16 protein-coding genes are annotated in these 22,160 nt (G+C 70.5%); 8 read left to right on the top strand and 8 right to left on the bottom strand.

Going from position 1 to position 22,160, the window contains the following annotated elements; translation table 11 throughout:
* Positions 1 to 133: 133 nt before the first annotated feature.
* Both VK611_25570 and VK611_25565 read right to left on the bottom strand, forming a co-directional pair.
* On the bottom strand, positions 134 to 1,273 hold the full coding sequence (locus VK611_25570; GenBank protein HMG44729.1) for a DUF222 domain-containing protein: 1,140 nt from the start codon (positions 1,271 to 1,273) through the stop codon (positions 134 to 136).
* 114 nt (positions 1,274 to 1,387) lie between these two features.
* Positions 1,388 to 2,224 (bottom strand): acyl-CoA thioesterase domain-containing protein, encoded by an 837-nt coding sequence (locus VK611_25565; GenBank protein ID HMG44728.1) that lies wholly within the window; start codon positions 2,222 to 2,224, stop codon positions 1,388 to 1,390.
* 118 nt (positions 2,225 to 2,342) lie between these two features.
* Here VK611_25565 and VK611_25560 point away from each other — a divergent pair, with 118 nt between their 5' ends.
* The 4 genes from VK611_25560 to VK611_25545 all read left to right on the top strand — a co-directional run bounded on the left by VK611_25560 (position 2,343) and on the right by VK611_25545 (position 9,091).
* A complete protein-coding gene (locus VK611_25560) occupies positions 2,343 to 4,901 on the top strand; it encodes a CoA transferase (GenBank protein ID HMG44727.1) in 2,559 nt (852 codons plus the stop codon).
* Between the two features lie 135 nt (positions 4,902 to 5,036).
* The gene (locus VK611_25555) at positions 5,037 to 6,647 is read left to right on the top strand and encodes an ABC transporter substrate-binding protein (GenBank protein HMG44726.1); all 1,611 of its coding nucleotides are present in this window, start codon (positions 5,037 to 5,039) and stop codon (positions 6,645 to 6,647) included.
* 21 nt (positions 6,648 to 6,668) lie between these two features.
* Entirely contained in the window at positions 6,669 to 7,811 is a 1,143-nt protein-coding gene (locus tag VK611_25550; protein ID HMG44725.1) for an acyl-CoA dehydrogenase family protein, read from the top strand.
* Positions 7,808 to 9,091: an acyl-CoA dehydrogenase family protein gene (locus VK611_25545; GenBank protein ID HMG44724.1), complete on the top strand. Its 1,284-nt coding sequence runs from the start codon at positions 7,808 to 7,810 to the stop codon at positions 9,089 to 9,091. The genes VK611_25550 and VK611_25545 overlap by 4 nt, the downstream gene beginning before the upstream one ends.
* A 5-nt stretch (positions 9,092 to 9,096) precedes the next feature.
* On the opposite strand, the gene VK611_25540 is transcribed toward VK611_25545, so the two are convergent.
* The 4 genes from VK611_25540 to VK611_25525 are packed head-to-tail and all read right to left on the bottom strand — an operon-like array spanning position 9,097 to position 13,987.
* Positions 9,097 to 10,164: an ABC transporter ATP-binding protein gene (locus tag VK611_25540; GenBank protein HMG44723.1), complete on the bottom strand. Its 1,068-nt coding sequence runs from the start codon at positions 10,162 to 10,164 to the stop codon at positions 9,097 to 9,099.
* On the bottom strand, positions 10,161 to 12,155 hold the full coding sequence (locus tag VK611_25535) for a dipeptide/oligopeptide/nickel ABC transporter permease/ATP-binding protein (protein ID HMG44722.1): 1,995 nt from the start codon (positions 12,153 to 12,155) through the stop codon (positions 10,161 to 10,163). The genes VK611_25540 and VK611_25535 overlap by 4 nt, the downstream gene beginning before the upstream one ends.
* Positions 12,152 to 13,099 carry an ABC transporter permease gene (locus VK611_25530; protein HMG44721.1) on the bottom strand — a complete coding sequence of 316 codons (948 nt, stop codon included), beginning with the start codon at positions 13,097 to 13,099 and terminating at the stop codon, positions 12,152 to 12,154. The genes VK611_25535 and VK611_25530 overlap by 4 nt, the downstream gene beginning before the upstream one ends.
* Positions 13,100 to 13,147: 48 nt before the next feature.
* Entirely contained in the window at positions 13,148 to 13,987 is an 840-nt protein-coding gene (locus tag VK611_25525; GenBank protein HMG44720.1) for a hypothetical protein, read from the bottom strand.
* 31 nt (positions 13,988 to 14,018) lie between these two features.
* On the opposite strand from VK611_25525, the gene VK611_25520 reads away from it, so the two are divergent.
* Positions 14,019 to 15,524: an AMP-binding protein gene (locus VK611_25520; protein ID HMG44719.1), complete on the top strand. Its 1,506-nt coding sequence runs from the start codon at positions 14,019 to 14,021 to the stop codon at positions 15,522 to 15,524.
* 9 nt (positions 15,525 to 15,533) lie between these two features.
* Positions 15,534 to 16,148, top strand: coding sequence for a TetR/AcrR family transcriptional regulator (locus VK611_25515; protein HMG44718.1), 615 nt, complete (start codon positions 15,534 to 15,536; stop codon positions 16,146 to 16,148).
* 649 nt (positions 16,149 to 16,797) lie between these two features.
* On the opposite strand, the gene VK611_25510 is transcribed toward VK611_25515, so the two are convergent.
* A complete protein-coding gene (locus tag VK611_25510; GenBank protein HMG44717.1) occupies positions 16,798 to 18,009 on the bottom strand; it encodes a CoA transferase in 1,212 nt (403 codons plus the stop codon).
* 3 nt (positions 18,010 to 18,012) lie between these two features.
* Entirely contained in the window at positions 18,013 to 19,185 is a 1,173-nt protein-coding gene (locus VK611_25505; GenBank protein ID HMG44716.1) for a thiolase family protein, read from the bottom strand.
* 126 nt (positions 19,186 to 19,311) lie between these two features.
* Between VK611_25505 and VK611_25500 the strand changes: the two genes are divergently transcribed.
* The gene (locus tag VK611_25500; GenBank protein ID HMG44715.1) at positions 19,312 to 20,517 is read left to right on the top strand and encodes a cytochrome P450; all 1,206 of its coding nucleotides are present in this window, start codon (positions 19,312 to 19,314) and stop codon (positions 20,515 to 20,517) included.
* 8 nt (positions 20,518 to 20,525) lie between these two features.
* Entirely contained in the window at positions 20,526 to 22,160 is a 1,635-nt protein-coding gene (locus VK611_25495) for a class I adenylate-forming enzyme family protein (protein ID HMG44714.1), read from the top strand.

Here is a 22,160-nt window from a genome sequence, read left to right as displayed (position 1 = left end):
ACCCGACCCGCCGCCGCCGCCAGGGTCGGCATACAGCGACGGCGGTGATCCGAGCCTGGCTTCACCGGGTGGCTGGTGGTGGTTCGTCGTCGTCGTTGCTGGTCTGGTGGCGTTGTTCGTGGTTCCAGGCCCATCAGTTGTGGGTGTCGCAGCGTGCTCGTGCGTTCTGCTGGGTGGTCTCGCCGTTGTGGCTGCGTGGGGTGACGTGGTCGATGTGACCGTTCTCGGCGGGCTCGGTGCATCCGGGGTGTGTGCACCAGCGGTCGCGTAGCTCGATGGCGCGGCGTAGGCCGCCGGTGAAGAACCTGGCTCGTTTGGACAGGTCGATCACCCGTGATCGCGGCCCGTGGATGATCCGTTCGATGTCGGCCTCTCCGAGGTAGGGCACCAGCAACCCGGGGGCGATCACGGTTCCCGATGCCAGCTCGCACATGCGGGCGACGGTGTCGGGGCCGATGTGCACGCTGAACAACGGCCGCGGTGACCCGTCTGGGCTCTTGCGGGGTTGGTGCGCCGCCGAGCGACGCGCCATCTCGGTCAAGGCGTCGGCACGACGTTGCGACGGGCTGCGGGTGAGGTGCTCGGGTCGGGTGTCGTCGCCCCAGACGGCTCTGGCGTCGGCGCAGTCGACGTCGAACAGGTCCTTCTCGATGCGGGCGAGCTCGCCGGCCACGATGGCGCCGCCGATCGCGTCGAGGGTGCCGTCGATGCGCACCATGGCCCGCAGGATCTCGGTGACATGCAGGTTGCGTGACAAGTGGTCGTCGTCGCCCTGGGCCTCCTCGCCGTCGTCGTCCACGACGGCCTCCCAGTAGCGCAGCACCCGGCACAGGCCATCGAACGACAGCGTCTTGGCGTGCGCCACCAGCTCGGCTTCTGCTGCGCCGAACGCATCCGCGACGACCTTGCGGTGCGAAGCGGCACGTCGTGACAGCTCGACAGCGCGGTTGCGGTCGATGTCGCCGGTCTCGAAGACCTCTTTGGTGAGCGGCGCCTGTCGCAGTCGCTTGGCGAGTCCTACGACGGCTTTCGCAGCGGTGGGCGACATGTCGGCAGTGCGCGACAGCCAGGCCCAGAACGCCTTCGATCCGTCGGCACGCCACAACTTGCGCTCGTCGAGGATGTCGGTGAAACGGGAACGTTGGGCAGCGAACATCGATTCGAGCCGATGGAACTCGGCCATGGCCCCGACGACCTGCTCGTCGGTGACATCGGCACCGGATTGCGCCCGCAGCGACCCGATGCCCTCACGTACCATCGCCAGCCCTTCCATGCCCCCAAGTCTAGTCCGACACGAACACACGTTCGCGCACTACGCCGTAAGGCATGCACCTACCCCAGATGTAGTGGTCGGTCAGGGGTCATCGAGGTCCGCACGGGCCCACGCCTACAGGGATCGCCTCGGGTCGAGCGGCGCGGTTGCCGCGCGGGCCATGGAGTCCTGGTGGAAGGTGGCCACGAGCGTCCCGTCCTCGGTGAACACGCGGCCGTCCCCGTAGACCCGCCCCGTGGCGGCCTTGGTCGCTTCGTGGCGGACGAGCAGCCACTGCGAGACGTCGAAGCGGTCGAGGAAGTGCATCGTGTGGGCGATCACGCCCGTGGAGATGCCGGCGTGGGCGTCCTCGATGTGCACCTCGTCGCGGTGCGGACGCATGCCGAGGCCGATGATGCTGCCGCACGTCGCCCAGGTCAGCACGGCCTGGTTGGCCGCCGACCCGGCGAGCGGCCGCTCGAAGCGGTGCCAGGCCATCTCGACCGGCACACCACCCGTCTCGTGGTCACCCGGCACCGGCCGCAGCTCGGCGCCGGGGAACACCTGGCCGGGGCCCGTCGCCAGCTCGGCGGGCGTCGGGACCGCTGGCATCTCGGGCTCGTGGCGCATCAGGTCGTCGTCGACCACGTTCAGCAGGACGGTGGCCCGGCTCAACAGCTTTCCCCCCTGGACTGCCGTCACGGTGTCGCTGGCCCACGTGCGACCCGCCTGCAGCGACTCGACCACGAGCTCGATGGGCTGGGCATACGTGCCGGCCCGGGCGAACACGGCGTGCACCGACCGAACGTCCTTCGCCCCGCCCGCCGCCTGGTCGGACGCCATGATCATCTGCGCCAGCAGTTGGCCGCTGTAGACGACGTCGCGACCCTCCGCCGACTCCGACGGCTGGAAGACGTCGTAGCGCCCCTCACCCACCTCGGTCACCTGCAACAGGTCGGGCAGATCGCTCATGGGTCCCTCCCCCTCGATCGGCGCACGCTCGTGCTCGAAAGTTTGACTGGGTCAGAACCTAGTGCAACCCCGCGGCCATTCTCATAGTCTCCTCTTCGAGATTGTCGAAGGGGGGAACATGCAACGACTGTTGAGCGACATCGCCGTCGTCGAGCTGGCCGAGGGGGCCGTCGGCGGCTACTGCGGCAAGATGTTCGCCGACCTCGGCGCCGACGTGGTGAAGGTGGAGCGACCCGAGGGCGACCCGCTCCGCCGCCTGCCGTGGGGGCCCACGGCGCCGGACGGGACGAAGCGCAGCGGCGCCTTCCTCCACTTCGGCACCAACAAGCGCAGCGTGGTCGTCGACCCGTCGTCGCCCGGAGCGATCGACCGCCTCTGGGCGCTCCTGGCCCATGCCGACCTGGTGATCGAGGCGCCCGAGATGGGGTCGCTCGCGTCGTACGGGCTGAGCTGGGAGCAGGTCCACGAGCGCCTGCCCCGCCTGGTGGTCGTGTGCATCACCGGCTTCGGCGCCACCGGCCCCTACGCCGGCTACCGCTGGAGCGACCTGGTCGCCCAGGCAGCCAGCGGCACCATGCTCCTCCAGGACGACCCCGACCAGGACCCGGTGAAGCTCCCCGGCCACCTCGCCAGCTGCATGGTCGCCAACATCGCCGCCCTGGGGGGCCTGGGGGCCGTGCTGGCGGCGCGGGCATCGGGCGTCGGCTCCTTCGTGGACTGCGCGGCGTCCGAGGCGCTGGCCACCCAACCGCTGAAGGCCACCTGGCTCCTCGCCTACCAGTACTGGGACGGGAACCTGGTCGGCGCTCCCGGCACGAGCGCCGCGTCGACGCTGATCCCCATGGGCGTGTTCCCGTGCGGCGACGGGCACGTGGCCATGATGTCGACCCCGCAGCAGCTCGAGGAGCTGCTCGACGTGCTCGACGACGACGACCTGCGCGCGGCGTTCGCCCGGCCCGACGCCTTCGAGCGGCCGGACACCAAGGAGGCGATCGACGCCGCCCTCTACCCGTGGCTGTTCGCGCGGACCCGGGCCGAGATCACGACGGCCGCCCAGGCGCGCGGTTGGCCGCTGGCCGGCGTCAACACCCCGGAGGAGGTCCTGGGGGCGGACCACCTGCACCAGCGCGGGTTCTGGGTCCACGTCGACGACCCGGTCGCCGGGGCGGTCGACCTGCCGGGGCCGCCGACCCGGTTCGCCGAGGGCGGGTTCTCCATCCGGCGACTGGCCCCGTCGCTGGGCGAGCACGACGACGAGATCGCTCTCGAGGTGGGCACGACCGACACCGGCGACGGCGCGGCGCGGGACGAGACGTCCGGAGTCGCATCGGTGGGGTCGGTCGCCACGACACCGCCGCTGGCGGGGGTGCGGGTGGTCGACCTCACGGCCGTCTGGTCGGGGCCGTACGCCACGATGCTGCTGGCCGACCTCGGTGCCGAGGTCATCAGGGTCGAGAACCCGTTCGTCCTCCCGCCGACGACCAAGGGGTACCAGGCCCGGCCCACCCTGGCGAGCGCCGGCGCGCTGGGCGACCTGTACGGCCCCAGGGACCCGGAGCGACCCGACCGCCCCTACAACCGGCACGCCATGAACAACTCGCTCGCCCGGAACAAGCTGTCGGTCACCATCGACACCCGCCAGGACGAGGGCCGCGAGCTGCTCTACCGGCTCGTCGAGCGTTCGGACGTGCTCATCGACAACTTCAAGGCCAACGGTCTGACCAAGATCGGGATCCAGATCAGCGAGCTGCAACGCCGCAACCCCCGGCTGGTCGTCGTGCGCATGCCACCGACCGGGACCACGGGCGACTGGGCACACTACACCGGCTTCGGCGCCCAGTTCGACGGGCTGTCCGGGCTCCTGTGGCTGTGCGGACACCCCGACGCCGACCTGGTACAGACACCGTGGACCACCTACATGGACGGGGCGTCGGGGCCCGCGGCCGCGTTCGCCGCCCTGGCGGCCCTGCACTACCGCGACGCCACCGGACGGGGGCAGGTGGTGGAGGTCGTGCAGTTGGAGAACGTCGTCCAGCACCTGGGCGACGTCATGGTCGACGCTCAACTGGGCGTCCCACCCGCCCGGCTCGGCAACCGCGACCGGGCGGACGCACCCCAGGGGCTCTACCGGTGCCGGGACGACGAGCCGGGCGACGACCAGGACGACGGACCGGGCCCGCGGCGGTGGCTGGCCGTGTCGGTGACCAGCGATCGGGAGTGGGCGGCCCTGGCCAAGGTCGTCGGGCGGCCCGAGCTGGCCGACAACGCCCGCTTCGCCGAGGCGCCCTCGCGACAGGCCCACCACGACGAGCTCGACGAGCTGCTCGCCGGGTGGGCGGCCGGCGAGGATGCGGTCGAGGCGTTCCACGCCCTCCAGGCCGAGGGCGTGCCCGCGGCCCCGATCATGAGCACCGCGGCCTTCAGCGAGGACCCGCAGATCCGGGCGCGGGGCTGGCTGCAGTCGCTGCACAGCATCGACGTGGGCACCCACCGGCACCCGGGCCTGCCCTACCGGGGAGTGCCCCAGGCGTGGAACCACGGCTCGCCGTCGCTGGGCCAGCACAACGACTACGTCTATCGGGAGGTCCTGGGCGTGTCCGACGACGATCTCGAGCGCTACCGGGCAGCCCGCATCCTCGCCGACGACTACCTCGACCCCGACGGGCGTCCCTGCTGAGGCGACCCGACCCCGCACGCCGGCGGGGGGCAAATTTGAACTCCATCCAAGTTTCTGGATCCATCTGTTACTGTAACTCTCATAGTTAGTTCAACGACTCTTGAGCGAGAGCCGAGCGGGTCGAGGGGGAACCTGATGGATCGACGTAGGGGTACATGGCCGTTCGTCGCCTGGGCGGCGATCCTGGCGCTGCTCGCTGCCGCCTGTGGAGGCGACGACAGCGATGCGGCTGGCGGCGACGGGGTTGGCGGGGGCGGCGAGGACGAGCAGTGCACGGCGGAGCGGGCGGGCGGCTCGCTCACCGTGGGGACCGGGTTGCCCTTCACGGGCATGAGCCCCTACGTCGTCCTGGGCACCGGTCAGGCGGGCGGCGACTACATGAGCGCCTTCTACGACACGCTGATGCGCTACGACGCCACCACCCAGGAGTTCGAGCCCAACGTCGCCGAGTCGCTCGAGCCCAACGACGACTTCACCGAGTGGACGCTCACCCTGCGCCCCGACGTCACGTTCGGCAACGGCGACCCGCTCACGACCGCCGACGTGGTGGCCCACATCGAGAAGATGGGCACGTCGCGGGTCCGCGCCGCGGGCATGGCCAACGCCATCGAGGGCATGCAGGTCGTCGACGACCTGACGATGGTCTTCGACGTCGGCGAGCCCTGGGGCAACTTCCCCTACGTCCTCGCCACGGAGCCGGGCTGGGTGCCCAACTCGCGCGTCGTCGCGGAGCGCGGCGACGACGCCTTCAACCTCGATGCAGCGGGCGCCGGCGTCGGGCCCTACGAGGTCGAGCGGTTCGCGGAGGACGAAGAGGTCGTCCTGACCGCCAAGGACGACTACTGGGGCGGGCCGGTCTGCATCGAGACCCTCACGTTCCAGTACGTAGTCGGCGGCCAGGCGACCTACGAGGCGTTCCAGCAGGGCGAGTTCGACACCGCCTTCCTGTCGGAGGTCGTGGTCGCCACCGAGGCCGGGGAAGCCGGCGACCTGGGGTTCGAGGCACCGGTCGGCGCACTCGGCTACGTCCTCGCCGACCAGGGCATCACCGGCCGGACCGACTCCCCGTTCAAGGACAAGCGGGTGCGTGAGGCGATGCAGCTCGCGGTCGACTACGACGCGATCAACGAGCGGCTGTTCGGCGGCGTCGGCATCACCGACTCGGCGATCGTGCCGGCCGACTCCCCCGTCGACCCCGGCGTGGACGGCCCACCCTACGACCCGGACCGTGCCACCGAGCTGGTGGAGGAGCTGGAGGCCGACGGGACATGGGACGGCACCATCGACCTGCTCGTCTCCAACACCCCGGTGAACACCGAGATGGGTGTGCTGTTCGAGGCGATGTGGGAGGCGGTCGGCATCGACGTGACCGTCGAGCAGGTCAGCCCGGCGGAATCGTCGCGGCGCGTGATCCTCGAGCCCAACTTCGAGGTCGCCAACAACGGCTTCGCCGTGCTCGACCCGGCGCCGTGGTCGACCCTCAACGGGTTGGCCACCGACAGCCCACGCCAGCGGGCCGGCTTCGCGAGCCCCGCCATGGACGAGGCGCTGGCCAACCTGAGGGCAGCGGCCGACATCGACGAGACGAAGGCGGCGCTGGCCGAGGTCCAGGAGGTCTGGAACGAGGAGTTCCCGCTCATCGTCTGGAACCACTCGATCTGGGGCGTCCTCGTCGCCGACCGGGTCCACGGGATGGAGTACGGCCCGGATGCGACGCCCTACTACCACCACGCCTGGGTCGACTAGCCACCAGAGAGGAACCGACCGATGGAGCTGGAGCTCACCTCCGACCAGGAGCTGTTCGTCGACACGGCGCGGAGGTTCCTGACCGACACGTGCCCGCCCGCCGAGCTGCGCAACCTGCGGCACTCACCTGAAGGCTTCGATCGTGCCTACTGGCGGCAAGGGGCCGAGCTGGGATGGACGTCGCTGCTGGTCGCCGACGACGACGGTGGCGGCAGCGTCTCCGGTGCGGGTGTCCGCGACCTCGCCCTCGTGGCCAACGAGCTCGGCCGGCACGCGGCGCCGGGGCCGTTGCTCCCGACCAACGTGGTCGCGGCCGCCCTCTCGAGGTTCGGCACCGGCGAGCAGAAGGCGCAAGAGCTACGAGGCCTGCTCACGGGCGACCTCGTCGCGACCTGGTGCCTGACCGGGCCCCGGCCTCTCGACGACGTGGGCGACGTCCGGCTCGCGGCCACCGAGACCGGGGCGGGCTTCCGGCTCACCGGACGGAAGAGCCTCGTCGAGGCGGGGGCCCAAGCCGACGTCCTCCTCGTGGTCGCCCGCGACGACGACCGCCTCACGCAGGTGCTCGTCCCCGCCGATGCACCGGGCGTGACGATCGCCCCCTTGCACAGCCTCGACCTGACGCGGCGGTTCGCCGAGATCACGTTCTCCGAGGTCGAGGTGCCGGCGACCGCCGTCGTCGGCGAGCCCGGCGAGGGGCAAGGCGACGTCGATGCCCTGCTCCGGCTGGCGATCGTGATCCAGCTGGCCGAGATGGTCGGGGCGATGGGCCGCGCCCTCGACATCACGATCGAATGGGCGTTCGATCGCTACACGTTCGGGCGTCCGCTGGCCTCGTACCAGGAGCTCAAGCATCGCTTCGCCGACATGAAGATGTGGCTGGAGGCGAGCCACGCCATCGCCGACGCCGCGGCCGCGGCCGTCCAGGAGAACGCACCCGACGCCGCCGAGCTGGTGAGCGCCGGGAAGGCGTACGTCGGCCGGTACGGGCCCGAGCTGGTGCAGGACTGCGTGCAGATGCACGGCGGGATCGGGCTCACCTTCGACCACGACCTCCACCTCTACCTACGGCGGGTGGTGATCGGCTCGATGCTCTACGGCACGGTGGCCGAGCACCACGACCGGCTGACCGTCATCCTCGAGGAAAGGGAGGACGCGGCGTGACCACGACCACGATCGACGCCGGCGATGTGGAGGATCTCGACAGCTTCCGGCAGCGGGCCCGGGCGTGGCTCGCCGCGAACATGCCGCCGGCGCCGGCCGGCCCCCCGGTCGGCGCCGGCGACGTGTCCGACGAGGAGGAGCTCGACGACGTCGAGCACACCCGCAAACTGCAACGCCTGCTCTACGACGGCGGGTTCGCCGGCATCTGCTTCCCCCGCGAGTACGGCGGCCAGGGCCTGACCCCGGCCCACCAGCAAGTGCTCAACGAGGAGATCGTCGGCTACGACTACCCGGCCCGCATGCAGCTGCCGACGTTCACGCCGTGCGCCGCCGTGATCCACGAGTTCGGCAACGAGGAGCAGCGCAAGGCGCACATCCCCGCCATCCTGAAAGGCGAGGAGATCTGGATGCAGTTCCTGTCCGAGCCCGGCGGCGGCTCCGACGTGGCCGGCGCCCAGACCACGGCCGTGCGCGACGGCGACGAGTGGGTGCTCAACGGCTCCAAGATCTGGACGACCGGGGCATGGTGGTCGGACTGGGGCCTGTGCCTGGCCCGCACCAACTGGGACGTGCCCAAGCACCGGGGCCTCACGGTCTTCATGCTGAGGATCCACCAACCGGGCATCGAGGTGCACCGCATCGAGATGCTCAACGGGTCCAAGGAGTTCTGCCAGGAGTTCATGACCGATGTCCGGATCCCCGACGGCGACCGCATCGGCGAGGTCGACGCCGGTTGGACGGTCGGTGTCCGGTGGATGTTCCACGAGCGCAACCTGGCCGGCTCGCCGTACGTGACCCGGCCGGCGGGCCAGGGCCCCGCGCGATCCGCCGCGGACACCGGCGACACCCTGCTCGAACTCGTCCGCGACGTCGGCCGGCTCGCCGATCCCCGCGCGCGCGACCTCGTCGGCGAGGCCCACGCCCTGCGCCTGGTCCAGGGCAAGATGGTCTCGCGCATCACCCGGGGGATCGCCACCGGGGCGTTCACCGACCAGGCCGCGTCGATCATCCGCCTGATGGCCGGAGTCGTCGGCAACCGCACCACCACCATCGGCTTCGAGCTGGCCGGCCCCCATGCGGTCGCCTGGCCCGACGACGCTGCCGCCCTGGGTGAGCTCGGCCTCGGCTACCTCACCCGGCAGGCCAGCTCCATCGGCGGCGGTACCACGGAGATGGCTCGCAACGTCATCAGCGAGCGGGTCCTCGGCATGCCCCGTGAGCGGGCCGCCGACCGCGACGTCGCGTTCCGCGACGTCCCCCGGAGCGCCTCCGCCCGCTGACGCCGTCAGGGCTCGACGGTCGCCGCCGTCGGCCCGTCGCCGTTGCCACCGCTCGGTCGAACACCGGCGTCCGGGGGATGGAGGTGGCAGAACACGGTCGTTCCGTCGGACATGACAGCCGGGGGTGGATCGACCCTGCGGCAGACGTCCATCACGTGCAGGCAACGCGTGTGGAACCGGCATCCCGACGGCGGGTCGATCGGCGACGGGATGTCGCCCTGGAGCACGATCCGCTCGCGCGACCGCTGCACGACCGGATCGGGCACGGGGACAGCCGACAGCAACGCCTGCGTGTAGGGGTGCAACGGAGCGGTGTGGACGCTCTCGGTCGGGCCGAGCTCGACGATCCGGCCCAGGTACATCACCGCGGTCTGGTCGGAGACGTGCCGGACGACCGAGAGGTCGTGGGCGATGAACAGGTAGGCGACGTCGACCTCGCGACGCAGATCGCTGAGCAGGTTGATCACCTCGGCCTGTGTCGACACGTCGAGCGAGCTGACCGGCTCGTCGAGGATGATCAGCTTGGGGCTGGTGGCCAGTGCCCGCGCCACCGAGATGCGCTGGAGCTGCCCTCCGGAGAACTCGTGCGGATAGCGGGACCGGTACGACGGGCTGAGCCGGACCGTGCGTAACAGCTCGTCGACCCTGTCGTCGAGCTCCTTGCCGCGCATCCGCAGATGCGTCCGCAACGGCTCCGCCACGCTCTCGCCGACCGTGCTGTACGGGGCCAGTGACGAGTACGGGTCTTGGAAGACCATCTGCATGTGACGCCGGAGCGGGCGCACGCGTCGCAGTGGCGCATGCGTGATGTCCCGACCGTCGAACAGCAACGTCCCCCCGGTGGGCTCGAGGAGGCGGGTGATGAGCCGGCCCAGCGTCGACTTCCCGGAACCGGACTCGCCGACGAGCCCGATGCTCTGGCCGGGTCCGATGACGAGATCGACGCCGTCGACCGCCTGCACGTGACCGTGCACCCGCTGGAGCAGGCCTCGCTCGACGGGGAAGTGCTCACGCAGGCCTCGCGCCTCGACGATCGGACCGGACGCGGCGGCCGGCTCCGTGGCGGCGCTCATCGTTCCACCCTCGCGGGCCCATCGGTGGCAGCCACCTCCGCATGGCGGACACAGCGGACCTCGCGGTCGAGGCCCACAGCGGTGAGCTCGACGGGCGCCTCCCGGCATTCGTCGGTGGCGAAGCTGCAGCGAGGGCTGAACCGGCAGCCGTCGGCCCAGCGGCCGGGAACCGGCACCACGCCGGGAACGGACGTCAGCCGCTCGCCTCGAGGTGTCGCCTGGGGGATCGCGGCGAGAAGCTTCTTCGTGTACGGATGGCGAGGTTCGGCGAACAGGTCGTGCACGGGCGCCTGTTCGACGAGCTGTCCCGCGTACATCACCATCACGCGGTCGGCGATGTCGGCGATGACCCCGAGATCGTGGGTCACGAAGATCATCGCCATGCCCAACTCCTCCTGCAGCGAACGCGTGAGGTCGAGGATCTGCGCCTGGACCGTCACGTCGAGCGCCGTCGTCGGTTCGTCGGCGATCAGCAACCTCGGCTCGTTGGCCAACGCCATGGCGAGCAGCACCCGCTGGCGCATGCCGCCCGAAAGGCGGTGCGGGTACTCCCCCAGCCGCGACTCCGGGTCGGGGATGCCGACGAGGTCCAACAGCTCCTTCGCGCGCCGCCGGGCCTCGGCCCTGGTCGTATCACGGTGCAGGCGCACGGCCTCGATGAGCTGGTTGCCGACGGTGAAGGCCGGGTTGAGGCTCGCCATCGGGTCCTGGAAGACCATGGACAGCGCGTCGCCACGGGCCTCGGCGAGGTCGCCGAACGGCAACGTCAGCAGGTCGCGCCCGTCGAACCACACCTCGCCCTCCACGATGCGGGCCGGTGGGGACGGCAGCAGCCGCATGATCGACAGCGACGTCACGGTCTTGCCCGAACCGCTCTCCCCGACGAGCCCCACGACCTCGCCCTGACCGACGTCGAAGCTGATGCCGTCGACGACGGTGAGCAGACCGCTCTGGGTCGCGAGCTCCACCCGCAGGTCTCGCACCGACAACAACGGCTCCCGAGGGCCGACGCCAGCCCCTGGCTCGTGGCCGCCGTCATCCTTGCTGCGCTTGTGGTCGGCGACGAGGGTCATGCCCAAGCGGCCGCGCCGGCTGCCCCGCGGCGGCGCCGTCTCGGCGAGGCCGAGAGCGTCGCGCAACGAGTCGCCGACCATGTTGAACGAGAGCACGGCCAGGGCGATCGCCATGCCCGGCGGCATCATCTGGTACGGCTCGCTGAAGATGTACGAGTAGCCCCGCCGCAGCATGTTGCCCCAGCTGGCGTCGGGCGGTTGGGTGCCGAGCCCGAGGAAGCTCAGCGCCGCCTCGGCGATCAGCGCGATCCCGAGGACGAGGGTCGCGGCCACGATCAGCGGGGACAACACGCTCGGCAGGATGCGCCGGCGCAGGATGACGTGCGTGGGGGTTCCGATCGACCGCGACGCCTCCACGAACGTCTCCTCGGTCACGGCGAGGGTCGACCCGCGGACGATGCGCACGAGCCCCGGGATGAGCACCACGGTGATGGCGATCATGGCGTTGTTCAGCCCGGGCCCGAGGATCGCGGCGATCACGAGCGCCAGGACGAGAGCCGGAAAGCTCATGAGGGCGTCCATGGCCCGGAGCAGCACGTTGTCCACGCGCCCGCCGAGGTAGCCGGCCACCAACCCGATCGGAACGGCGACGACGAGAGCCATGGCCACGGTCTGGTACCCCGCCCGCACCGAGACCGACGCCCCGTCGATGAGGCGGCTCGCCAGATCGCGTCCCAGGTCGTCGGTGCCCAGCCAGTGGCTGCCCGACGGCGTCTCGAACGGTGTGAACGACTGGGCGTTCGGGTCGTGAGGCATGATCCACGGCCCGATGACAGCCACCACCAGCATCAGCACCAGGTAGCCGAACGCGACCATGCCCACCGGGTTGCGGACGAACCGGCGGATGGCCCGCCGCGCCGGAGAGGGGGCAGGGACGGCCGACTCCTCGACGCCGCGCGCCTCCTCGGCGGCGATCACGACACGCGCACCTTCGGGTTCAGCAGCCCGTAGGCGACGTCCACCAGCAGGCTCATCACCATGTAGACCAGCACGAACATGGTGGTGACCCCCATGATGACCGGCATGTCGGAGCTGGTTATCGCCTGGAGGAGGTAGGTGCCGAGGCCGGGGATGGAGAAGATCTGCTCGAGGATCACGGTTCCCCCGATCAGACCGCCCATCTGCAGGCCGATGACGGTGACCGCCGGTATGGCCGCGTTCTTCAGGGCGTGCTTGCCCACGACGAGCCGGGCCGAGCCCCCTTTCGCCCATGCCGTGCGCACGTAGCTGCGCTGCATCACGTCGGCCAGCTCGCCCCGGAGCTGGCGGGCCACGGATGCGGCGACGAAGGTGCCGAGCGCCAGCGACGGCAGCACCAGCGAGCGCAGCCAGTCCCAGGGCGACTCGGTCAGGCGGGTGAACCCGATCGCGGGGAACCACCCGAGGTTCACCGCGAAGACGAGGATGAGCATCATCGCCAGCCAGAAGTTCGGCACGGCGATGCCGAGGGTCGTCCCGAAGATGAGCCCGCGGTCGAGCCTGGTGCCTGCCTTCATGCCGGCGACGATGCCGGCCGGCACGCCCACCAGGAGACCGACCACCATGGCGCCGAAGGCGATGCTCGCAGTGACCGGGAGGCGGTTGAGGATGTCGCCGGACACGCTCTGACCGTTCACGAGCGATTCGCCGAAGTCGAAGGTCACGGCCCCCTTCAACCAACGTCCGTATTGGACGAGGAAGGGATCGTCCAGTCCGAGCTCGGTGCGCACCTCGGCGATCCGCTCCTCGGTGGCATCGACCCCGCCCGCGAGCTGTACGGCGGCGTCGCCCGGAACGAGCGCCATCAGCCCGTACACGACCAGGGATACGAGGAACAGGACCGGCACGAGGCTCGAGAGCCGTCGTGCGATGAGTCTTGCCATGGCCCCCTCCCCCGGCGCCTCACGAGGAGGGCCTTATTTGGTCAGCGTCTAAATATTAGCCACGCGGAACGATGCGGCACCCGCAGCGACGACCACCTCGTCGCGCCCCTCGTCGAGGAGCGTCAGCCGCGCCACGAGCCGGCCCTGCCGCCCGCCATGGACCTCGGCACGGACGAGGAACGGGCCGACCCGGCCCGGTGCGACGAAGTGGACGTCCCAGTCCTCGACCTGCAGCGCGTCGGTGCCCGACCGCTCGCGGCAGAGCTCCGTGGCTGCCGCCTCGAAGACGACGTGGATGGGGCCGATGTGCAGCGACGCCGAGGTCGACGCGTGCCGGGCGCTGAGCGGCGGGAGGCGCCAGCCGTCGGCGTCCCGGTAGGCGCCGAAGACGACGTGCAGCGCCGGGAGGTCGTCGACACCGGGGAGCTCCGGCGGCAGGTCGATGGGCCGGAAGTCCGGCGGTGCATCGCCCAGCGTGATCCCGATGCCGGTCGTGACGGCGATGAGGCGCTGCGGATCCGCCGCATCGAAGATCTCCGAGCGACTGAAGCCCATCTTGCGCCCCTGGCGCACCGTGTGGCGCCTGACCCTGATCTCGGCGACGTCGCTCGCGTCGTCCACGATGTGCAGCGAGTACGCCACGGGAGCGGGGATCACGTCCCGATCGCGCCACCCACCCGTCTCCGGAGCGGCGATCGCCAGCGGTGCGGCCATGAGTCCTCCCGTCGCGTTCCGCATGTCGCTGCGCAACCGCATCGTGTCGGGGTCCTCGTGCTGGTTGAAGGCCCTGCCCAGGTACCAGTAGGTCATCAGGCCGTCGGGCCCCATCATCGACCGCAGCCGTTCCCAGTACTCCTCAGGAGGGCCGTCCCGTATGTCGTGCACCATCGTTCCCTAGGTTACTCTCGATGAGATAACTATGAGACTTCAGGAACCCACGGAGACGTCGTTCGGTCGGCGATCGACCGAGTTCGCCCAGTCACGACCAGACGAGATCGACCTGGTGATCGTCCGGCGCGACGGTTCCGAGGTGGGGATGGCATGGGGCGTCCTCGAGTCGAGGGCCAACCAGATCGCCCGGATGCTCGAAGGTCTCGGTGTCACGCAGGACTCGGTCGTCGCCCTGGCGCTGCCGACGTGCGTCGAGCACGTCTACGCATCTCTCGCCGCCTGGAAGCTCGGAGCGGTCGTGGCCCCGCTACGCCACGACCTGCCCCAATGGGAGATGGACCGGCTGGTCGACGCGGCCGGCCCTGCGGTGCTCGTGTCGGACGTCCACGCAGCTCCCGGCCCGGTCGTCGGTCGCCAGGCGCTCGCGGCCACGACCTCGTTGCCGGATCACGCCCTCCCCGATCGCGTCGCGACCCACGTCAGCCTGCTGCCGTCCGGCGGCTCGACCGGCACCCCGAAGCTGATCCTCCATCCCTCCCGAGGCGTGGTCGACGACAATCCCATGGCTGCTGCGCTCTCGGCCGACGCGGGTGTGGAGGAGCGAACCCTGGTCAACTCGCCCCTCTACCACGGTCCGGGATTCCAGTTCGTCGCGCCCCGCATCCTCGAAGGCAAACGGGTCTTCGTGATGGAGAGGTTCGACGCCGCCCTCGCCGCACGGGTGATCGAGGAGAAGCAGATCACCTACACGCTGATGGTGCCCACCATGCTGCAACGGATCGCCCAGCTCGACGACGTCGGTCCGGCGAACTTCGCGAGCCTCCGGCGGCTGGTCTACGGCGGCGCGAGCATCCCGGAGTGGGTGGTCGACCGATGGCTCGAGCTGGTGCCACCCCACGTCTTCTGGTTCAGCTACGGCTCGAGTGAGCACATCGGGCTCTGCATGATGACCGGCGAGGAGTGGGCCGACCATCGTGGCTCGACCGGGCGACCGGTCGGGATGGAGGTGAGCATCCGCGACGAGGCCGGCAACGAGGTGCCCGCCGGCACGATCGGCGAGATCCACCAGCGCCCGCCCGACGGCCAGCGCACGTTCGAGTACGTCGGGGCACCGACCCCCGAGCCGACCGCCGACGGCTACTACACCATCGGCGATCTCGGCTGGGTCGACGCCGACGGCTACGTCTACATCGCGGACCGACGCAAGGACCTGATCATCACCGGCGGGGCCAACGTGTACCCCGCGGAGGTGGAGACGGCCCTGAGCGAGCACCCGGCCGTCGGCGACCAGGTGGTCGTCGGCGTGCCCGACCCTGAGTGGGGCCGGCGGGTGCACGCGATCGTCGAGCCCGCCGACCCGAACCACCCACCGGCAGTCGACGACCTCCGCACCTGGTGCAAGGCACGGCTGGCCGCCTACAAGGTCCCGAAGACCTACGAGGTCGTCCCGAAGCTGGAGCGGACCGACGCCGGCAAGGTGAACCGCACCCGGTTGAGCGCCACCCGGTCCGACGTGGGTTTCGGGGCCTCGTAGGCTGCCATGGTGGGTTACAGCGCTCAGGGCACGCGGCTGAACCGACGCGGGCTCGAATCGCGTCGACTCATCCTCGACGTCGCCATACGCTGCCTCGCCGAGCGCGGTCCCGAGTCGGCGAACGTGAACCTCATCGCCCGCGAGGCCGGCGTCACGTGGGGCACCGTCCAGCACCACTTCGGTGACACCGACGGGGTCTGGGCGGCGCTGCTCGAGCACGCCCACCAGGAATCCAGGGAGACGTTCCCTCGTCGATCGGCGGTCTCGGCCGCCCTGCGCCCGCGGGTGGCCTCCGTGGTGAACGCCATCTGGGCCGCCTACGACCAGCCGACGGTGCAAGCCGTGATGAACCTGCGGCTCGCCCTCCCGCGCGATCACGACGCCCTGGCCGAGGCGTTCCCCGCGACTGCGGAGACCCTCAAGGCCTGGGACGAGGGTTGGAGCGCGCGCTGGGACACGTTGTTCCGCGACCTGGTGACGTCGAGCACGAAGCTCCGTCGCCTCCAGAGCCTCCTACCGGCTGCGCTCCACGGGCTCTACCTCACCGGTCAGATGCCGACGTTCACCGATGTCGAGGAAGGTCGCAAAGGGCTGATCGACGCGATCACCTGCTACCTGCAATAAGGCTCGGACCGACGGGTCCCGGGGGTTGGGTCGAGCTCCTTGGCAGCGTGATCCATCACCGGCTCGCTAGCACTTCGCTAACAGGCCGTCCATACGGTACCGACGAATGAGAGGCGTGACCTCTTCACCTTGCGAGCTCACCAGGAGAAGTAGCATGAGCATTAGGCGATCCGTTGGACGAGTCCTCACTGTCGCTGGCATAGGCGTGGCGCTATCGGTCGCCTGGGTGTCACCAGCAAGCGCCCATAGCATGTGGATCTTTCACGGAAGCGACTCCGGTGTTGTCTGGCAGGGTCACAACGGCGTGTCAGTACAGGACAAGGAATGCGACGGGAATTACGTTCGTATCGAGTACCACGTTTCGACCATTGGCGGAATAGTCCCGTATTCGCTGACCGACGCGAATGGCTGTCAGAATGGCGAGAGCACGCGCAGCCACCATCCTCAGCGCGTCATTCGGGCCCGAGTGTGTGAGGCGAACGTCAGCTGTACCAGCTGGCACACCGTCTCCTGAGACGCGCGGATAGGTGACCATCCACCTGTCGTCGGGTTGTACCGGTTTTGATCCCGGGTGCAGCCAACAACGACGACACGGTGGAGGTCCCGGTCATCACCCGGACTGCCTGCTGCTCGTCGGTCAGCGAGAGGTTCACGAGATGACCTCCCGTGCCTTCAGGTCGGCGAGCTCCTCCCAGCCGAGGCCCAGCTCGAGGAGGACCTCCTCGGTGTGCTCCCCCATCTCCGGCGCCCGCACCAGCGACGGGGGAGTCTCGTCGAACTGCACGGGGTTGGCGATGAGGTCGAACTCGGAGCCGTCGGCGGCCTTGACCGGGCGCACGAACCCGTTGGCCTGGACCTGCTCGTCGGCGAAGATGTCCAGCGGCCGCTGGTGGACCGCCCAGGGCCCGTCCTGTCGGCTGAGGATCCCGGCGCACTCCGCCACCGTCCGCCGCCCGAACTCGGCATCGAGCTCGGCGACGCAGGCAGCGCTGTTCTCGCCTCGGGCGCGGGCGTCGAGGAACCGGGGGTCGTCGACCAGGTCCAGGCGGTCGAGCAGCTCGCAGAGCTTCGCCCAGTACCGGTCCGATTGGAGCATGACCAGCTGCAACGTGCGACCGTCGGCGGTCTTGTAGGCGCCGGTGATCGGGTTGGGCGACTGGTCGCGGGGCCGCCGCGGGACGTCCGGGATGCCGAGCATCTTCGACAGCACGATGTGCGGCGACGCGTTCCAGAGTCCGTAGCCCAGCAGCGAGACGTCCACCACCGACGGCTCCCCCGTCGTCGCCCGGGCGAAGAGGGCGGCGGCGATCCCGCCGGCGATGGTCTGCGCGCCGGCGATGTCGCCGAAGGCGATCGGCTGGGTACGCGGGTACTCGTCGCCCTGGGACACCAGCGAGGCCACCCCGCTGCGGGCCCAGTACGACGTCGCGTCGTAGCCGCCCTTGGGGGCGTCGGGCCCCCGCACCCCGTTGCCACTGCCCCGCACGTAGACGATGTCGGGGTTGACGGCACGGATGTCCTCGACCTCGATGCACAACCGGCGACGGGCGTCGGGCAGGAAGTTGGTGAGGAACACGTCGGCCCCGGCCACCAGCTTGGAGAGAAGCTCTCGGCCCCCGTCCGTGGCGAGGTCGACACCGACGCTGCGCTTGCCCCGGTTGGGGATCTCGATGATGAAGTTGACCGCGCTGTCCGGGACGATCCCGCCGGCGGCGAGGCCGCGCTGGGGGTCGCCGTGGAGCGGGTGCTCGATCTTGACGACGTCGGCGCCCCAGTCGGCCAGCACCGCTCCGGCGGCCGGGACGAAGGTCCAGGCGGCCACCTCGATCACCCGTACGCCGGTCATCGGACGGTCGGTCACGACTCAGACCTCCACGACCAGGGCGGTGCCCATGCCGCCGCCGGCGCACATCGCGGCGACGCCGAACCCGCCACCCCGGCGCCTGAGCTCGTAGACGAGCGTGGTGACCATGCGGGTGCCAGTCATGGCGATGGGGTGGCCGAGGCTGCAGCCGCTGCCGTTGGGGTTGACCCTCGCCGGGTCGATGCCGAGCCGACGCGTCGTGGCGACGCACACCGAAGCGAAGGCCTCGTTGATCTCGAAGAGGTCGACGTCATCGATCCCGAGGCCCGCCCGCTCCAGCGCCTTGGGGATGGCCTTCACCGGAGCGAGGCCGGTCTCGACGGGCGGCACGCCGACGCTGGCCCAGGCGCGCACGGTGGCCAGCTGGGCGAGGCCCTCGGCCTTGGCGACGTCCGACGAGGCCAGCACCAGGGCGGCCGCCCCGTCGTTGACCCCGGCGGAGTTGCCGGCGGTGATGCTGAAGCCGTCGATCTCGGGGTGCAGCGGCTTCAGGGAGGCCAGCTTCTCCAGCGTGGTGTCGCGGCGCGGGTGCTCGTCGACGTCGAAGACCGAGGTCGAGCCGTCGCGGCCCCGGACCGGGAAGGGCGTGATCTCGGGGAGGAACGCCTTGGCATCGATGGCGGCGACGGCCTTCTGGTGCGAGGCCAGCGCCCACGCGTCCATCTCTCGACGAGTGACGTCGGCCCGCTGCGCCGCGTTCCACCCAACGGTGATCGTCATGTCGCGGTTGGGGGCCTCCGCCGAATCGGGGTGGCTCGGCGACATCCACTGCTCGTCGAGCTCGTCGGTGCCGGGCACGCGCCGCACGGTGCGCGGCATGAGCGTGGACGACTGGACGCCGCCGGCGACGACGACACGGTCCATGCCCGCGCGGATGCTGCCGGCACCGGCGGCGATCGCCGCCAGGCCCGACGCGCAATGCCGGTTGACGGCGGTGCCCGGCGCGTCGACGATGCCGGCCTCGATGGCTGCGTGACGGGCGATGTCACCCCCGCCGGCCAGCGTCTCGCCGAGGATCACGTCGTCGACGAGCGCCGTGTCGACCCGGGCCCGCCCCAGGGCCTCGGCGACGACGTGGCGGGCCAGGTCGAACGGATCCGAGTCGACCAGCGTGCCTTTGCGGGCCGTGCCGATGGCAGTTCGGCAGGCGGAAACGATCGTGGCGTCCGGCAAGACTCCCCCTCGTGGTCGCTCAGGGCGGGTGCCTTGACCCGCGATTGGTGGGAGAATAAGCTTCTACCTGTATTAGAGTCAAGACTGCCATAGGCAGCAATCTGTCATATAGCAGAGGGGGGATCAGTGCCGGACGACCTCATCGAGTTCGACCCGTTCTCGGACACGTTCTTCGACGATCCCTACGCCACCTACGGGCGGCTGCGCGACGAGTCGCCCGTGTACCTCAACGAGCAATACGGGTTCTACGCGCTGTCCCGCTACGCCGACGTCGTCGCCGCCCACGGCGACCCGGCCCGCTTCGTCAGCTCCTACGGCGTCACCGTCGAGCTGCTCCTCCAGAAGCGCCCGATGAAGACGAACATGATGATCGTGCTCGACCCGCCCGAGCACACGCAGCAGCGCAAGCTCGTGAGCCAGGCATTCACCCGCCGGGCGATCCAGGGCATCGAGCCGTTGGTGGCGAGCATCATCTCGGACTTCCTCGACCGCCTCGTCGGTCACCGCGAGTTCGATGTCGTGGCCGAGTTCGCGGCGCTGTTCCCGGTCGAGGTCATCTCCGCCATGCTCGGCGTGCCCGAGGCCGACCGGCAGCAGGTGCGCATCTGGGTCGACACCTTCCTCCACCGGGAGAAAGGCAACCCGAACACCACGCAGGCCGGCATGGAGGCCTCCCTCAACATGGCCGGCTACTTCCTCGAGCTCGCCCGGGACAAGAGAAGGCACCCCGACGGCCTGCTGGTCACCAAGCTCATCGAGGCGGTCGTCACCGACGAGGACGGCGAGGAGCAGCACCTGAGCGATGACGACGTCGCGGCGTTCTCCGTGCTCATCGCCGGTGCCGGCAGTGAGACCGTCACCAAGCTCATCGGCAGCGGCATCGTGCTCTTCGACCAGCACCCCGACCAGTGGGACCTGATCCGCGCCGACGCCGCGGCCATCCCCGCCGCTGTCGAGGAGATCCTCCGCATGCACCCGCCGTCGCAGTACCAGGGGCGCTTCGCCGTGGAGGATGTCGCCTTCGACGGCGGCACGATCCCCGCCGGCTCGCCGGTGCTGCTGCTCACCGGCGCCGCCACCCGCGACCCCCGCGAGTTCGACGCGCCCGACGACTTCGACATCACCCGCGGCGGCCACACCACCGTCGCATTCGGCTACGGCGCCCACAGCTGCCTCGGCGCGTGGCTCGCCCGCATGGAGAGCCGCCTCGCCCTGGAGGAGATCCGCAGCCGCTGGCCCCGCCTCGCCGTCGACCACGATGGGCTCCGGCGGGTCAACATGTCGAACGTCGCCGGGTACTCGCACGTGCCCGTGACGGCGATCGCCGGATAGGCAGCCTCGTGGCCACCGCCGCGCTCGCCGTCGCTCCCGCTCTCGCTCCCGCGCTGGGGCGCGAGGACTTGGCGGACCCGCTGGAAGGGCTGCCGGACAGCATCCCGGCCGTCCTGGCCGTGCGGGCGGAGCGGTCGGACGACCCGTTCGTCGTCGGGCCCGACGGCACGCTCACGTTCGGGGAGGCCTGCCGGCGCAGCGCCGTGCTGGCCGGACGGCTGCTCGCCGCCGGCGTCGGCAAGGGCACACGCGTCGGGCTGCTCCACCCCAACGGCGCCGGTTGGGCTGTCGGATGGCTGGCGGCGGCACGGATCGGCGCGCTCACCGTCCCCTTGTCGACCTTCGCGCCCGGCGGCGAGCTGGCACGCGCCCTGCGCCAGACCGACGTGCACGCCCTGCTGACCGCAAGCCACTTCGCCGGCGACTCGCTCGGCGACCGCGTCGAAGCAGGGCTGCCCGACCTGGTCGGCAGCAAGCCCGGTCTCGCCATCGCCGACGCCCCGTTCCTCCGGTGGATCCACGTCGAGCAGGAGGACAGGTCGTGGTCCCGGGCGCTTCCCCGGCCCCTGCCGCTGGCGATGGTGCAAGCCGCACAGCGGGAGGTCGGCCCCGCCGACCCACTGGCGATCATCAGCACATCGGGAGCGACCGCCGCGCCCAAGGCGACAGTCCACACGCACGGGTCGCTGGTACGGCACGCCGCGCTGCTGGCAGCGCGCCGGGGCCTCACCAGCGAGGACCGCATCTACTCCCCCATGCCGTTCTTCTGGGTCGGCGGGTTGACCATGGTGCTCCTGGCCGCCCTCACGTCGGGAGCCGCCGCCGTGGTCCACGAGCGCTTCGAGCCCGGAGAAGCCCTCGACCTGATCGAACGCGAGCGGGTGACGCAGGTGTCGTGCTGGCCGAACGCGGCGCGAGCGATGGGCGAGCATCCGAGCTTCGCCACCCGGGACCTGCGCTGCGTCCGCGGCGGGACGCTGGTGGAGGCGCTGCCCCCGCGGAGTCGCCCGGCCTCACCGGACCTCGCGCCGATCCCGCTGGGCATGACCGAGACCGGCGGCCCCCACACGGGCCCCGACGACGCCTACGCCCCGCTCCCCGACAGCCTCCGGGGCACCTTCGGACGCACCCTGCCCGGTATGGAGCACCGCATCGTCGACGGCGAGATCCACGTCCGGGGCCGGTTCCTCATGGACGGCATCTACAAGCAGGAACGGCACCGCACCTTCGACCCCGACGGCTGGTACGCCACCGGCGACCTCGGCTGGTTCGGCGCGGACGGCCACCTCCGCTTCGCCGGCCGGCGCACGGCGATGATCAAGACCGGCGGTTCGAACGTCTCACCCGCCGAGGTCGAGACCGCGCTGGTCGCAATGCCCCAGGTGCGCGCCGCGTTCGTGTTCGGCATCGCCGCGGGCGACCGCGGAGAAGCCGTGGCCGCGGTCGTCGTCCCCGAGCCCGGACGAAGGGTCGACCCGAGTGACCTCTCGTCCTCCCTGCGCACCAGCCTGTCGTCCTACAAGGTGCCCCGGCACTACCGGGTCGTGGCGGAGCCGGACCTCCCGATGCTGCCCACCGGCAAGGCCGACCTGGTCGCCCTCCGGGCGCTCTTCGCCGACCAACGAGACTCATCGGGAGGCTGA

Source organism: Acidimicrobiales bacterium, from assembly GCA_035316325.1.
GTDB lineage: Bacteria > Actinomycetota > Acidimicrobiia > Acidimicrobiales > VFJN01 > DASXTK01.
Note: the sequence above shows the minus strand (reverse complement) of the source record. Positions and strands in the feature narration are given on the sequence as shown.

What these genes read in the sequence shown, in the direction of transcription:
- VK611_25570 (HMG44729.1), bottom strand. Translation starts at nt 1,273, where the DNA reads ATGGAAGGGCTGGCGATGGTACGTGAGGGCATCGGGTCGCTGCGGGCG.
- VK611_25565 (HMG44728.1), bottom strand. Translation starts at nt 2,224, where the DNA reads ATGAGCGATCTGCCCGACCTGTTGCAGGTGACCGAGGTGGGTGAGGGG.
- VK611_25560 (HMG44727.1), top strand. Translation starts at nt 2,343, where the DNA reads ATGCAACGACTGTTGAGCGACATCGCCGTCGTCGAGCTGGCCGAGGGG.
- VK611_25555 (HMG44726.1), top strand. Translation starts at nt 5,037, where the DNA reads ATGGATCGACGTAGGGGTACATGGCCGTTCGTCGCCTGGGCGGCGATC.
- VK611_25550 (HMG44725.1), top strand. Translation starts at nt 6,669, where the DNA reads ATGGAGCTGGAGCTCACCTCCGACCAGGAGCTGTTCGTCGACACGGCG.
- VK611_25540 (HMG44723.1), bottom strand. Translation starts at nt 10,164, where the DNA reads ATGAGCGCCGCCACGGAGCCGGCCGCCGCGTCCGGTCCGATCGTCGAG.
- VK611_25530 (HMG44721.1), bottom strand. Translation starts at nt 13,099, where the DNA reads ATGGCAAGACTCATCGCACGACGGCTCTCGAGCCTCGTGCCGGTCCTG.
- VK611_25525 (HMG44720.1), bottom strand. Translation starts at nt 13,987, where the DNA reads ATGGTGCACGACATACGGGACGGCCCTCCTGAGGAGTACTGGGAACGG.
- VK611_25520 (HMG44719.1), top strand. Translation starts at nt 14,019, where the DNA reads ATGAGACTTCAGGAACCCACGGAGACGTCGTTCGGTCGGCGATCGACC.